Annotated in this window: 11 protein-coding genes and 4 pseudogenes; 4 read left to right on the forward strand and 11 right to left on the reverse strand. The window is 61.3% G+C overall.

Features of this window, described 5'->3' with window-relative positions; genetic code table 11:
• The first annotated feature begins 113 nt into the window (after nucleotides 1-113).
• The 3 genes and pseudogenes from AC5WJ1_RS29060 to AC5WJ1_RS29070 form a co-directional block, all read left to right on the forward strand.
• A complete protein-coding gene (locus tag AC5WJ1_RS29060) occupies nucleotides 114-3,965 on the forward strand; it encodes an SNF2-related protein (protein WP_494477357.1) in 3,852 nt (1,283 codons plus the stop codon).
• 448 nt (nucleotides 3,966-4,413) lie between these two features.
• The gene (locus tag AC5WJ1_RS29065) at nucleotides 4,414-5,097 is read left to right on the forward strand and encodes a hypothetical protein (RefSeq protein ID WP_494477358.1); all 684 of its coding nucleotides are present in this window, start codon (nucleotides 4,414-4,416) and stop codon (nucleotides 5,095-5,097) included.
• A 108-nt stretch (nucleotides 5,098-5,205) separates the two neighbouring features.
• Nucleotides 5,206-5,390: pseudogene (locus AC5WJ1_RS29070) on the forward strand (DNA-binding protein); the annotation flags it as partial.
• A 634-nt stretch (nucleotides 5,391-6,024) separates the two neighbouring features.
• On the opposite strand, the pseudogene AC5WJ1_RS29075 reads toward AC5WJ1_RS29070, so the two are convergent.
• The 9 genes and pseudogenes from AC5WJ1_RS29075 to AC5WJ1_RS29115 all read right to left on the reverse strand — a co-directional run.
• Nucleotides 6,025-6,267: pseudogene (locus AC5WJ1_RS29075) on the reverse strand (IS110 family transposase); the annotation flags it as partial.
• 131 nt (nucleotides 6,268-6,398) lie between these two features.
• The gene (locus AC5WJ1_RS29080; RefSeq protein WP_494477359.1) at nucleotides 6,399-6,824 is read right to left on the reverse strand and encodes an HU family DNA-binding protein; all 426 of its coding nucleotides are present in this window, start codon (nucleotides 6,822-6,824) and stop codon (nucleotides 6,399-6,401) included.
• A 110-nt stretch (nucleotides 6,825-6,934) separates the two neighbouring features.
• Nucleotides 6,935-7,270, reverse strand: a complete 336-nt coding sequence (locus AC5WJ1_RS29085) for a hypothetical protein (RefSeq protein ID WP_494477360.1) — start codon at nucleotides 7,268-7,270, stop codon at nucleotides 6,935-6,937.
• A 93-nt stretch (nucleotides 7,271-7,363) separates the two neighbouring features.
• Nucleotides 7,364-7,663, reverse strand: coding sequence for a hypothetical protein (locus tag AC5WJ1_RS29090; protein ID WP_454735195.1), 300 nt, complete (start codon nucleotides 7,661-7,663; stop codon nucleotides 7,364-7,366).
• Between the two features lie 12 nt (nucleotides 7,664-7,675).
• Nucleotides 7,676-8,758, reverse strand: a complete 1,083-nt coding sequence (locus AC5WJ1_RS29095; protein WP_494477361.1) for an IS630 family transposase — start codon at nucleotides 8,756-8,758, stop codon at nucleotides 7,676-7,678.
• Nucleotides 8,759-8,780: 22 nt separating this feature from the next.
• Nucleotides 8,781-9,332, reverse strand: a complete 552-nt coding sequence (locus AC5WJ1_RS29100; RefSeq protein WP_494477362.1) for a site-specific integrase — start codon at nucleotides 9,330-9,332, stop codon at nucleotides 8,781-8,783.
• An 89-nt stretch (nucleotides 9,333-9,421) separates the two neighbouring features.
• The gene (locus tag AC5WJ1_RS29105) at nucleotides 9,422-9,583 is read right to left on the reverse strand and encodes a hypothetical protein (protein WP_494477363.1); all 162 of its coding nucleotides are present in this window, start codon (nucleotides 9,581-9,583) and stop codon (nucleotides 9,422-9,424) included.
• A gap of 415 nt (nucleotides 9,584-9,998) precedes the next feature.
• Complete coding sequence (locus AC5WJ1_RS29110) at nucleotides 9,999-10,370, reverse strand: DUF6884 domain-containing protein (protein WP_494477364.1); 372 nt, start codon at nucleotides 10,368-10,370, stop codon at nucleotides 9,999-10,001.
• 12 nt (nucleotides 10,371-10,382) lie between these two features.
• Nucleotides 10,383-10,613 carry a thioredoxin domain-containing protein gene (locus AC5WJ1_RS29115; protein WP_494477365.1) on the reverse strand — a complete coding sequence of 77 codons (231 nt, stop codon included), beginning with the start codon at nucleotides 10,611-10,613 and terminating at the stop codon, nucleotides 10,383-10,385.
• Nucleotides 10,614-11,116: 503 nt separating this feature from the next.
• Here AC5WJ1_RS29115 and AC5WJ1_RS29120 point away from each other — a divergent pair.
• Nucleotides 11,117-11,523, forward strand: a pseudogene (locus AC5WJ1_RS29120) (DUF932 domain-containing protein); the annotation flags it as partial.
• 27 nt (nucleotides 11,524-11,550) lie between these two features.
• Here the strand turns inward: AC5WJ1_RS29120 and AC5WJ1_RS29125 are convergent.
• Both AC5WJ1_RS29125 and AC5WJ1_RS29130 read right to left on the reverse strand, forming a co-directional pair.
• Nucleotides 11,551-12,678, reverse strand: coding sequence for a nuclease/transposase family protein (locus AC5WJ1_RS29125; protein ID WP_494477366.1), 1,128 nt, complete (start codon nucleotides 12,676-12,678; stop codon nucleotides 11,551-11,553).
• Nucleotides 12,679-12,934: 256 nt separating this feature from the next.
• A pseudogene (locus AC5WJ1_RS29130) lies at nucleotides 12,935-13,537 on the reverse strand (IS607 family transposase).
• Nucleotides 13,538-13,602: the final 65 nt, after the last annotated feature.

Consider the following 13,602-nt stretch of genomic DNA (forward strand, 5'->3'; position numbering starts at 1 on the left):
GGTGTGAGTGTTGGCGCCGCGTCGCAATACGCGGCGACGGCGAAGGCTGCGGGGTTGGTGGCACAGGGCGAGGGCAAGGCAAGCTAGAAGGCTAGGTTGTCACCGACTGGCTTGTGGCCGCCCAGGCACAGCACAATGCCACCAGCTGGGTGACGGTGGTGGACGGCGGCGCAAAGCCGGCGACGAGGCGCCAGACCGCGAAGAATGGACAGGACAAAGAACAGGGGGCGCCTGTCGCTCCTCCGGATGACGGCAGCGACAGCGACGTGGTAGCAATGACAGAAAGAAATGAGCGGGCGAAGGCGATTCGCTGGATCCAGGCCCAGGTGGCCGAGTACGGGTTGACGATGGAGGAACTGGAGGCGGCGGGGTGCTTTGATCCGCCGCCGGGGAACGGCACCGATTGGGATAGCGGATTCCCCCCAGATCAGAAAATCCACCGAACATTGAAGGAGGCCCGGCCAGTTGTGCGACAGTCCTTCGGTAGAACGTGGTGGGGCGAGCAATGGCTCAATGCCCTGACACACATCGACTACGACAATCGTCTGCCGCGCGGGCGGACCTACGCGAACAAAGGAGCGGTCAAGGATCTTGTCGTCAGGGCCGGGACGATCCACGCCCAGGTACAGGGCTCCCGGCCACGTCCCTACCAGGTGACGATCACGGTGCCACCGCTTTCCGCCAAGGATTCCGCACGGCTTCTGGACGCCATCGCCGCCGAGCCCACCCTGCTCGCCCGGATGCTCAACCGGGAACTGGATCCGTCGGTGCTGGACCACGCGCGCAATCTTGGGATTTCCGTCTTCCCCGCCCGGTGGAAGGACCTCGATATGCAATGCTCCTGCCCCGATTGGGCCGTGCCTTGCAAGCACCTGGCGGCGGTGATTTACCTCCTGAGCCGGGAAATCGACGGCAATCCGTTTCTGGTGTTCTCATTGCGGGGTGTCGAACTGGCGCAAGCCTTGAAGTCGCGGGACATCCACTTGGCGCCGGCAGCTGGGGCTGTCCTACCCGCATTGACCGAGTTGCTGCCGACAGCCTCAGAGGCCCTGGCTGATGCGGGGGATCTTGCTGCGCTTGATCAGCTGGATTTCTCCGGGATTCCGGACCTGTCCGGTCCACTGCTACAGGTGCTGCCGGCGCGCCCCACTTTCTTTCCCAATGGAGATTTTCGCGAGACGTTGCGGCGTTTGCTGGCACGGGCGAGTAAGGCCGCGCAACAAGCCATGGATTCCGGCGCCGGTGCCGTCGACGCGCAGCGCCTCACGTTCTCCGGTGATGACCGCCCGGGGATTGAACTGGACGCAAGATTGCACCCGTCGGTGTTCGGCACGAAGGACATCACCACCATCGAGGCGCTGGAAGCAGCACTGGCCCACGTAGATGCGAGCAATCTGCCAGACGTGCAGCCCGAGGTTGCCGCCCTGTTCCACGTCCGCCTGATAGCACTGCAGTTGATCGCGCGTGGTGCGGTGGTCCCGCAAATCCTCTCGGCAGATACCGACACTGTCTTGCTGCGCTGGCTTCCCGCCACGCTCGATGGTGTCGTGGGGAACGTCCTGCAGCGCCTTGCCGCAGCGCTGCCGTCAGGCCTGGTCAGGACCGGGACGGGAAGGAAGCGGGCAGTGCTCGCCCGGGAGGCCCAGGCTACATTCGTCTGTTCCCTGTTTCTGAATCACTTCATTCACGCATTGTCGGATGGCGCCAGGGAAAAGCCGCTCGGGAATAAGACGCTGGCCTTGTTCTTCCGCACCGGCCGCGCCCGCTACGACGGTCCCGGTGAGGGGGAGATTGCCGCTGGCATCCACACCTGGCTATCCCGATTTCATCTAGCGCGCCGAGAACATACACCCTTGCTGTGCCTCGAGGAGGCGAAAGCAGGCCATTTCGGGCTGACCCTTGCAATCGAGCACCGATCGGCTGCACTGGGAGAGCCAGTACCACTGGCTGCGATCCTGATTGATCGGTCCTGGTCGAAGGCCCGTTTTGGCATTCTGCAGACCATCGCGCTATTAGCCGAGTTCTTCCCACCGCTCAATGCCTATATTAGGGCTGGCGCCAAGGCCCCCATCGAGATTGCCGCGAATGAGCTGCCGGCCTTGCTGTTTGACACGCTGCCGGTAATCCGCTTGCTCGGGATTCGAGCGCTGTTACCAAAGGCGCTAGACAGTCTGCTACGACCCCGCCTGTCCATGCAGATCAGGGGTAAGGCGACCGATACGGCGGGATTTTTTAGCGCCGACGACGTGTTTGCCTTCGACTGGAAAGTGGCCGTTGGCAACCATTTGCTCACGCGCGCTGAGTTTGAAAGGTTGGTGAAGGATGCCGCAGGCGTTGTACGTTTCAAAGAGGCGTACGTCTATCTTGATCCAGAAGAGGTCGAGCGCCTGCGTGCCCAACTGCTTAAGCCATCGGTGCCTTCCGGTGCTGAACTGTTGCGCGTCGCCCTCGCGGGCGAATTCGCCGGCACGACCGTGGGCCTGGATGCCAAGGCCCATAAGATCATTCAGGATTTGGTGGAAGCGGGCACGGTCCCGTTGCCTCGCGGCATCAATGCCACTTTACGCCCTTACCAGCAGCGGGGTTATGCCTGGCTTTATCGCAACGCGCGAATCGGTTTAGGCAGCGTGATCGCCGATGACATGGGGTTGGGCAAGACACTTCAGGTCATCGCTACGCTGCAAAAGCTCAAGGAGGATGGTGCGCTTGACGACGCCAAGGCCCTGGTCATCGTGCCCACCAGTTTGTTGACCAATTGGCAGAAGGAAATTGAGCGTTTTGCCCCCAATCTGGAGGTTGGCATCTTCCACGGCAACAAGCGTGAACTCGCGGTGATTCGGCCCGATATCCTGCTGACGACCTACGGCATCGCGCGTACGGCTACTGCTTCCCTCCATGCCTTGGCCTGGCGCATCGTCGTCGTGGATGAGGCCCAGAACATCAAGAACCCGGCTGCTGCCCAGACCAAGGCCGTGAAGGCGATCCCGGCGACCAGCTTCATTGCCATGAGTGGGACGCCGGTGGAGAACCGCTTGTCTGAGTATTGGAGCATCCTGGACTTTGCCAACCGGGGCTATCTGGGAAACCTCAATCAGTTCGCGCGAGAATATGCGATGCCTATTCAGATCCAGCGCGATCAGCATGTCGTGCAGCGCTTTAAGCAGGTCACGGCCCCGTTCCTGCTGCGACGCTTGAAAGGCGACAAGGCCATCATTGGCGATCTACCCGACAAGATCGAGCAGGATCAATACTGCGCGCTCACCAAGGCGCAGACGGCGCTGTATCAATCTGTGGTGCAGGAGGGATTGCGAACCATCTCGGGGGAATCCGATACCTTCAAGCGCCAGGGGCTGGTGCTGCAGATGATTCTGGCATTGAAGCAGATCTGCAACCATCCGGCGCAGTATTTGAAAAGGGGCGAGGCCGATCCTGCGGCGTCTGGCAAAGCGGAGCGTTTCTTTGAGCTGATCGACGATCTCCACGTTAGCCACGAAAAGGTGCTGGTATTCACCCAGTTCCGCGAGATGGGAAACCTGCTCTGCGCTTGGCTGCGACAGCGATATGGCCGCGATCCCCTATTTCTGCACGGGGGTGTCGCGCGGGCCAGGCGAGATGCGATGGTTGAGCGATTCCAGAGCGACCGTACCGAGCGCATCTTCATCCTGTCGCTCAAAGCCGGCGGGACAGGCCTGAATCTGACTGCGGCTTCCAACGTCATTCACTACGATCTATGGTGGAATCCAGCGGTGGAAGCGCAGGCAACGGACCGAGCCTATCGCATTGGCCAACACCGCAATGTTCAGGTCCACCGATTCCTCACTCGCGCCACGTTTGAAGAGCGGATCAACGACATGATTCGCGCCAAGCGGGAACTGGCCGACTTGGCAGTCGGCACCGGCGAACAGTGGATCGGTAATCTTAGCGGGGACGAGCTCAAGACGCTGTTCAGCTTGGCAGAATGCTGAGTTAGAAATGCTTGGTGAGGTTGCCTGCAGGCGCGTCTGTCGCCGGGCGATGCCAGGCATCCAAGCCGCAAGGCGTTCGAAGGACGTGCGGCAGAAGTGGCCAACGCCAGGCTGGCCGAGGTGTGGCGGAAGCCAGGGCAGCAGGCGTCACATGCCAGATCGAAATGACGACCTCGATGCCGTGCCAGGGGATTATCGATACGGCGACCAAGCATGGATGTGACGTCATCTTCATGGCTGGGAATGGATTGAGGTCGAGCAGCACACAAAGGGTTCGGGCCCGGCCAAAGCAACATAGACCTTCTCCCGGGCATAAACTGGAAGGAAGCGGCCGCAGTGTGTTTTGGCGCCCGGCGATTCTGTTAGCCGCCGGGCAGACTCCCGAGCGTCCCGGGTGCCGGCTGCGCGGCGATAGCTACGCCACGCCGAAGCTGCCGTCTCAAATGCCATGAGTTACATTCGCGCACCGTTCACGGACGATCAGGTCCAGAAGCTCAACGAGAACCAGGTCGGCCTCGGCGGCCCGGTTCTGCGCGCCTTCATCTGCAGGAACAGCGCCGATCATCGCCACGGAGTCGAAGGTGGCGCCCCTGGCATCCTAATTGCCACCAAATACGGCTGGGTTTGCCCACACTGCAATTACAAAAGGGACTGGGCCTTCGCGATCATGGCGACCCGGTTGACTCGCCCGCCGACCGCCATCCAATCCTTTGTCTATATGACGCCCTCAATCGAGAAGGCCAACATCCTCCTCGGTCAATATGAACGGCTTACGGAAACCGAGCACCCCGGCGCGGCCGTGATGGTCGCCTGCATCAAGAATCGCATCGAGGAAATGTCGCTCCCCGGATTCGGCACTATCGAGCTCAACGAGATCCCCACTGACGCGGTGGTGAGACAATCAGAAGGACGTAATTACCGGATCGTCTCGGGACAATCACATCTTCAAGCCGCCCTGCGCCTGACCGGCCGCGCGCTGGTGACGGATGCTGTCACCCATGAGCAGTTACACGTCCATGACATCGACGGCAAACCGTTTGCCATTTCGTCCGACGCCCAGGCAGTGCTGGACTCAGAAACACTTACGGCGATCGAACACGCCAAAGCCGACCCGCGCGCGAGACGCGCGTGAACCCGTTTCGCTGTACGCCGCACTGAACTCACATGGCACGGATCTCGATGCGAAGAGCGGGAGTCAGGGAGTTCGCCCCCGTCTTGGCGCAGTCTCCTACAGGCCGACTTGGCCGAACTGCGCAGCCGCTTCCCCGAAACCCGTGCGCTGTACCGCGAGGTGTGCTGGCTGCTGTTCTTCCACTACGGTGTCACGCCCACCGCCAACAAGCGCTACAGCCTGGTGCGCAGGGAAACATGGGCACGCCGGCGGAGGTGCTGCAGCCGCGGGCCGTCAGCTGGCCCGAACTGCGTACCCAATTCTCGACCGAGCTGGAGCGCGCGCGAGGAGGGGTGATCGTACCTTTCGTGCGAAATATGGCAGTGTGGGCCAAAAAATCCCTTCGCATCAAATAGTTGCATTAATCCCTCCCGCGTGAAAAGCAGGAAGACGCATAGCCTTGTCCCAAGCGGCTCTCCAGGTGATCACCGCCAGCTTTTGCACGAAAGGTACAATCACCCCTATATGTGCAGAAAGGCTGGCGCAAGGGCGCGCACTGGATTGGCCAAGGCGCAGTTGCGGATGGAAGCGATGCCCCGACTGGGGCGGAATTGGATCCAGCGGATCGCGTCCGCCCAGCAAGTACGTTGATCAAGCCAAGATTTTCGTACGGGCCGCATAATGCCAATTTCTTATTCGCGGATCTGATGCCGACTGCGTATTTTAGGAATGCTCCGTATCCCGGTGCGTGGAATTACTATTGAGCTGGCAGTGTGGGTGCCGGGCAAAGGTCCGCTGTATTGGCGGTGCCGACGTTCAAAGTCCCGTCAAGGGTGCGGACGAGTGGCTGGAGTTGGCCGGTCTCGGACCAATGCTCGTCCCGATACTTCGACCGTCCCTGACAGAATTCGAATTCAACTGGTCGATGCAACAGCTTGATGGAATCGTTCAGCCTGCTGCCTCGGTTCGAGTCGCTTTGATGATGCGGGCGTTCATGTTGGCTAGCGCGACTGCCGCACAGTTGTGGCCGCGTCGCGCAAGCTGCTGCTGCAGCCAGACACTCTGCGGATCAACTTTTCTCGTTGCGTAGCGGAGGACCGCCCGCGTCCCGTGGATGAGCAGGGTCCGCGGGTATGTGTCGCCGCGCCGACTGATGCCGTGCAGACGAGGTTTGCCGCCCGAGAATCCCTGTTCTAGTGGTAATCAATGCAAAAAGCCCCGGAATGAACTGACCCCAAGAAGTTGGACCCCAATTTTTTGGGGTGCAGTTCAGAATCGCGAGATTTCGCGGCTTTATCTTTTGCTCGCCGCAGCGAATGCGATTACAGCGCGGCGTCCTTAAGCTTCTTCAGCGGGCGCACCTTCACCTTCACGCTGGCCGGCTTGGCGGCAAACCATTGATCCTGACCGGTGAACGGATTCTTGCCAAAGCGCTTCTTGGCGGCCGGCACCTGGATGGCCGCCACCTTGAACAGGCCCGGCAGGGTGAATTCGCCTGCGCCCTTCTTGTGGATCGCGCTCACGATGGTGTTCTCAAGGTGGGCAAGCACCGTCTGCACGGTCTTCTTGTCCAGCTCGGTCTGGTCGACCAGGTGCGCCAGTAGGCTCGACTTGTTGAACGTGTCCTTCAGCGGCTTGGCAACCGGGGAGGCTGCGGCAGCCTTCTTAGCCGGAGCGGCCTTCTTTGCCGGGGCAGCCTTCTTTGCGGCGGTCTTCGTTGCAGTCTTCGCGGATGCTTTCGTGGCCATAGTCGTATCTGATTAAGAAATGCGTGCGCGCGGGATATCGCGTACATCGCATCCGCGAAGAATAGCAAATGCAAGCGCGAGTGCAATAGTGAGATGCGCTGAAACCCCGATCATTTCATGATTTTTCGCCGTCGGGCAGCCGGAATGGTAGCGGCAATGCGGTCGCAGGTGCGATTGCTGGCAAGTCCTAAGATCCGGGTCACGTCGTCGTGCGTCCAGCCAGCGAGCAGCTGACGCCGGCAAAACGTATTGCGCAGCGTGCGGGGACTTGGCTCGACGCCGGAGATTCCTATCGCTTCCAGCGTGGCGGCCACGATCCGGCCCAAGCTCATGTCGGTGATGGGGCGGCCATCCGGGGTAAGGGTAAAAAGCAGGTCGCCTTCGACGGGAAGGGTTGCGCGGCGGACGTGCCAGGCCTGAAGTAGCGGTACCGCGAATTCGGCCAAGTGAACAGTGCGCGCGTCCCGCGCCCCATGTCTCGTCACGAAGAGATAGGGCGGGTTTGTATCCGGCACTAGTACAACATCCCGTAAATAGGTTTAATAATTATCGGGCTGCAGATACGGCTGCAGGAGGGTGACGACCACCTGCGCCATCTCGTCGAGCGAGCCTGCGCCTGGCAACGGTTCCCAACGCCCACTATGGCTGCGAAAGGCGGCGCCATAACGATTGCGGCCGAGTTCGGTCAGCCGAGCCACCACGGTCGGCTCCTCGTCGTCCAGACGTTTGATCAGCAGGTGACGCCCGTAGGCTTGCGTGATGATCTGCTCGTGGCCGAGTAGGCTGCGCAGTTGCCGCTGCAATTCGGCAGCGTAATGTTTGGCGGGTAAGGCTGGCATGTCGATTCTCGATTACGATGCGCCGGTTTGTAGCGGATAGCCCCGGAAACTCCATTTGAACGGGCGTGCTGCCTGATTGTGCGCGCGGACAAACTGCTCGGTGCGTTCGCGCAGGTGCGCGATGCTGGTGTGGCTCGCGTGGCGCAGCACTCGGCGTGTGTAGCGGGCAAACCAGAGTTCGATCTGATTGACCCAACTCGCATGCAATGGCGTGAAGTGGAAGTGAAACCGCCCATCGTGCCGCGCGTTGAACGCCTGCCAGACGGCCTGGGCGCAATGTGTGTTCAGGTTGTCCCAGACGACATGCACCTGTTTGCCCGGGTACGCGCTTGCCACGCGCTCCATGAAGGCTACCAGATCCTCCTGGGTGCGCCGGTCGCGGCAGTCTGCCAGCACCTGTCCGGTATGCACATCCAGCGCGGCAATCAACGCCTGGGTGCCGTGGCGAACATATTCAAATTCACGCCGACGCAGCCGCCCCGGCGCGGGTGCCCGTCCCGGGTGCTTACGCTCAATGGCCTGAATGCCAGTCTTCTCGTCGATACTGAGCACCACCGCATTTCGAGGCGCCTTGCGGTACAGCTTGCAAATCCCGTTGACCTTCTCGCGAAAGTGCGGGTCTGGGCTATGTAGCCATTGCTGAACCCGGTGCGGACGCACGTCGCCGGCCTGCAGAATGCGCTGCACCTGGCTGCGGCTGATCTGCCCGACGACGCCGCGCTCCACGGCGCGCGCCACAATCTCGTCGAGCGTGGGCGTGACCCGTCCCTCAGGTTCCTGCGTTTCACACGCCAGCGCGATCAACTGTAGTCGCGCTTCCTGCGTGATGCGTGGCGGACGACCACTGCGCTCGCCTTCGCGAATGCCTTGGGCACCTTGCTGGGCAATGCGCTTGCGCCACAGGCAGACCGTTTGCACCGATACACCCAGTTCCCGCGCAATGACCGTATTGGCGTGGCCCTCGTGGGCCCACAACGCGATTCGCGCGCGCATCACATCTCGCTGCGCAGCCGTCTTGCGCTCGATCAGCGATAGCAGTTCCTGTCTTTCTTTCTTCGCCAGCTTCACTGGCGTTGCTTGGCGGCCTCGGCTCATCCCGCCATGATATCCGAGGCGATTATTTATTCAACCTATTTACGGGATGTTGTACTAGGTCCCCCAAACGCGCGGCTCGCGCTTCCGCCGCGGTAATCCCCGTTGCGAGAAACATCGCGACGATCGCCCGGCTACGCAAGCCGGCCAGATCGTCGGCAGGGGATTGAAGATAGGCCTGCAGCCGCGCGTCCTCAGCCTCGTCAAGGAACTGGGGTGTGGGCTCTTGGTCTGGCCAGCGCTCGGCGGAGAGCATCAGGGCGGCTGGGTTGTCCAGGCGCACACCGGCGAAGACCAGATGCCGGCACAGGCGGTCCAGCAGCTTCACGTACCGCATGCGTGTGGCCGGAGAGTATGACCTGGCGTCGGGGGTCTGCAAAAACGCCTCGATATCGGCGGTGCCAAATGAGGCAACGGTCGCGCTCCTCGCAAGCAGGTGTCGTCGGAAGTTCTCGAACATCGCCTGGTGCTGGACGATCGAGCGCGCGGAGAAAGGGCGCCGATCAGCGCCAGCCGCCTCACCCGCCTGCCAGTCACGGTAGGCCAGGGTGGGATTGCTGAGCCAGGGGGAGTCCATTTGTGTCATACCCGCTGTTATATACTGAATTGGACCCAGCCCTCACCCCTGCCGCCGCTATGCGGCGGATATGGCTTGCAGGCGAGAGGTCAGAATCGCGGCCGCCCATAACGGTTGCGGCGCGCGGCGAGCCTTGCGCGGGTGCAGGCGTAGCGGGAGTAGGCGGCATCGAGCATGCCCGCGATCCGCTCCAAGCGGTCCTCCTGCGTGAAACAGCACGCGAGCAGGCATTCGTCGGCGCAGTAGCGCATGATCTCCCGTAGCAGCGCATGCCGCTTTTCGGGCGGGAACTGGAGATTGCCGATCTTCGCCCTAGCCCTGTATGGGCCAGCGCAACAAGTTTGTCGGGTGTTGCCGGTCCCGTCTGACATAGCTCTACGGCTTCCCGATGCAGCTGTCGGTCGAATTCGATCATGCCGGCTCCCCGGTGAGAGGCTGGAGATCCGCGATGCTGACCCAGCGGGGGCAGACTTTCACGCGCCCGCGCACAAACTCTTCCACCTCAACATCGGCCGTGGGGCCGCTCGGCCCGTTGAAGACCGAAAGGACGCGAGCCTGACGGGCGGGCAGAGCGGGCGCGGCCCGGTAGCGCAGGGTGGCGATTGTGCCGGCCTGGATTCGTCCGTAGGTGCGAAAGATCGGTGTGCCGTTGGCATGTTGACCGATCTAGTCGCGGAACGCAGGCTTCAGCCCGGCAAGGAAGGCGCCGAGCTGCGATCGCTGCATGCCGATTCCTCCATTGGTTTCGTGCATGACAGGCAGGGCAAGGCCGTACCGGCGCGCCAGTGCGGCTCGCATGACGCGCCGGTACTCGGCGCCGCCGGCGAACATCACCGACCCGACACGTCCTGGCCAAGCTGCGGGCCGCAGGTAGCTCGACAAGTCCGCCATCATCTGGTCGGCGCGTTGCCGCGTCATGCGCTCGTCGTATGGTGCGACCTCGGTGTTGGGATGCAGAAAGCCATGTCGCGCGGACAGGATGAGGACGGTCCAGTCGAGCACCATCAGGCTGAGCAGCGGCGGCTCGACCGAGTTCATCGCGGCGAAGCATCAGCGCACCACCTGCGCCTCGCCGGCGCGGTCGGCGGGGATCAGGCAGCCGGACTTTTTTCGCCAGGTAGACGAGGATGGCGGCGGATTCGGATAGCACCAACCATCGTCGTCGATCGACGGGATCTGTTCGAAGGGGAGCCGGCGATAGGCTTCGGTGTTCAGGTCGTGTGGGTGGTCCATGCCGGCCAGATCGAACGGCAGTTGCATCTCTTCAAGGGCCCACAGCACGCGCAGGTCGCGTGTGTGGCGCCGCGCGACAGCGTTGACGAAAAGCCGTAGAGCTTGAGCATAGTGACGTTCCTTCGTTAAAGCTGCCCTGCTGTGGCGAGTACCGACATTTTAACGCCGACGCACCACGCCCTTGACGGGATGGCCTCGTCGCGCGCATAGCAGAGATGCGTGGCGTGCGATGGCCGGCATGATGTGCCATAGCGACCGCGCCGTCGCGCCATCGCTTCCAATACACTTCACGCGATTGCACTCCATGTCAGCGGTGGCTAGCCTTTGCGCACTCCTCGGTCGTGCATCTGCGCCTGTGCCGTGGAGCGATCACAGTTGAAACGAGTGTTCCCAGTCCAGAGTACGCCCTTTACACCCGCAAACGTTCCGGTTTCACAAGAAGTTGATTAAGGCGCGCGCTCGCTGGCTTGTGCCTACGGGCGAGCCCCAATGTGGGGGTGATGGAATTTTCTGTAATGATGGAATACAAAACAAGAAATGCCAGTGGAAAATTGCGAGTGCTTTTGACGTATTTCCATCGAGGCAACGGTGGAGGATCCCCGGGGCTGCGCTCGGAATTCCCTTTGTCGGATGACCAGATGCGGGCCGTGGCCCCACATGAAAAGCCTCTGGCAACGACACAGCTACATCACGACCGCAACCGTCTTGCAGGAACGGTGCGGTGAGGGGTTCCAGCCCTTCATTGTGTGCCAGACCCGCGTGCGACAGGAGAACCGCCACCGCTAAACCAAGCGCAGGATCGGGCTGCGCCATGCGAGCCAGATCAACGGGAGCAAGGCCAACGAAATCATTCTGCTGAACTCGCACGCGGACGCGAGCAGCTACCAGATGTTCGTTGGCATGTTCCACTTCGTGTCAGAACGGCCTCCGCGACGCCGTCGCGGAGGCGCGCGTACCAACGTTGACTCTGTTCCATAAAATCTGCTCAAAGTTGAGCATTGGATTTATCCGCACTTCGTTGACGCGGCTTGCGCCGCCCAACTGAAGCCACCTGACGCTCAGTTGCGCCGGAGGAGCGTGCGAGCAGAATCTGCTTCACCTGGAGGTGAGGCATATACCGGGTAATTTCCCGGTCGTGAATCCTGTTCCGCACGTTCCGCGCAGCATTGGTGTCCGCCTGAAGAACGTCCCCGTTGGCACGGTAAAATTTGTCGCCCTCGCGCTTGCCTTCCAGCAAGCCCGAGAACGAGTCCATTTGCGACGTGTAGGCGGCGTTGACGACGACGTGCGTCGCTCCACGCTGCGTGCAAACTTCATCGAGCGCTTGAGCCAGTACACCCTTGGCCCATGCGCTCATGCGGCGGTTGTAGTTCCGCCACTGACTCTTCCCCTTGATGGGGGACGTCAGATCTTCCGAACCGACCATTGCCGCCTTGTCCACGATGGTATGGGCGGACTGGTAGGCAATCGTGCGCAACCGCTGCTTCGTGCGGTCCCTGCGCGCCTGCAGTTTCACGCGTCCGAGGTTGCACTTCCTGATGCGCTCGGCCTTGGCGATGCGACCGGCTTTGCGATGGGCTTTTTCAAGGGCATGCAGCCGGTTTCGTGCTTTGCCGGTCTTCGAAACCTGGTTGCTGAAAGCGCTCAGCACGGCGCCGAAGGTCTGCCCATGATGCTCACCATCGGAGTCGGCGAAGGCCTCGGTGTAGCCTTTGTCGACGCCGATTTCCCCCGAGCCGCAGGGGCGCCCGTGGGCCTTCGCAGTAGCGTAGTGGATTTCGACCGCGTCACCCTTGACGATCACACGCAGGTTGCAACCCGTGAGGTCCACGTTCTTGCCGTTGCTGTTCGTCGTGAGCTCGATCGGAGGGCCATATTGCCTGGCGATGTGTATGGTGATGACCAGGTGCCCGTCTCTGACGCGGCTCTGATGCTTGTCCGAGCGGACGATGAACTGATTGTCGCAACTCGAAACGCCGTGCCGAAAGTACTTGCGCATCATCCGGTGCAGGTATTTGTCTTCGAGCCACTTGTCACGTTTGAGCAGGGTATAGAGCCGCTTTCGCTCTGCCTCGTCGGAGCTCCGCTTCGCGATTGTCGCACCTTCGCGCATGCGGCCGCCTTGTACGTCAGGATGTCGTTGACGGCGTCCTTCGTGGCCTCGGCTCGGATCGTGCCGTCCACCGCGAGCGACGCATACCAGCCGCCAGCAGTCACTTCCTTGCGGATGTCAGCCGCACTCTTGTCGACGTTCCCCAGCGCGCCGTAGCGACGCCAGAGGTCCGCTCGGACGAACGCCGTCGCCCTGCACATCGCGCGAAGCGCAGGAACGTATGAAGACGTCGCATAGAGCGTGCGGGTGACGGTTGTCATTCCAGAATTTCCTTCGGTTCCTTGCTATCCGGATAGTCTTCCTTGATCTGCTTTTTGTACTTGCGCATGCCGTACAGGCGGCAGGAGAACGTATGGACGATCGCAAGCAGGTCCTCAACCATTTCCTGCTCTGGCGACAGCGATTCCTGATTGACTGCGATGATCTCGCAAAGTTCTCGCGCGCAAGATGGTCGAGCAGGTCGAATCCGAAGCGAACGAGCCTGTCCTTGTGGGCGATGAGAACTCGCTCAATCTCACCACGCTGGATGCGCTCAATCAGCGCGAGGAAACGCGCCGCCGACTTCCTGAATCCACTCGTCCACAGCAATTGCGCCAGCCCGGCAGTATTCCTCCATCGCCGCCACCTGAGATTGCAAGTCGTCGCGCTGCCCAGCGCTACTGACGCGGCAGTACACGACTGTCGATCGCTTCTCAGGCCCGCCGCCAAGCGTCGCCCGAACATCGGACTCGTCAAAGTATCGATGCCCGGAAGGCAGGCGCTTAGCCGCCAGGATGCCCTCGCGCTCCCAGCGGCGCACCGTACTGGGAGCCCGTCCGATGCGCTTTGCGAATTCGTTGATCCGATAGACCTTGCTCATAGCGAGCAATTATAGATATTTCTGAGCAAGAATTGAGTATCAGTTGCTCGCTCTGATGATTCGAA

Source organism: Cupriavidus sp. MEYA8, from assembly GCF_059278825.1.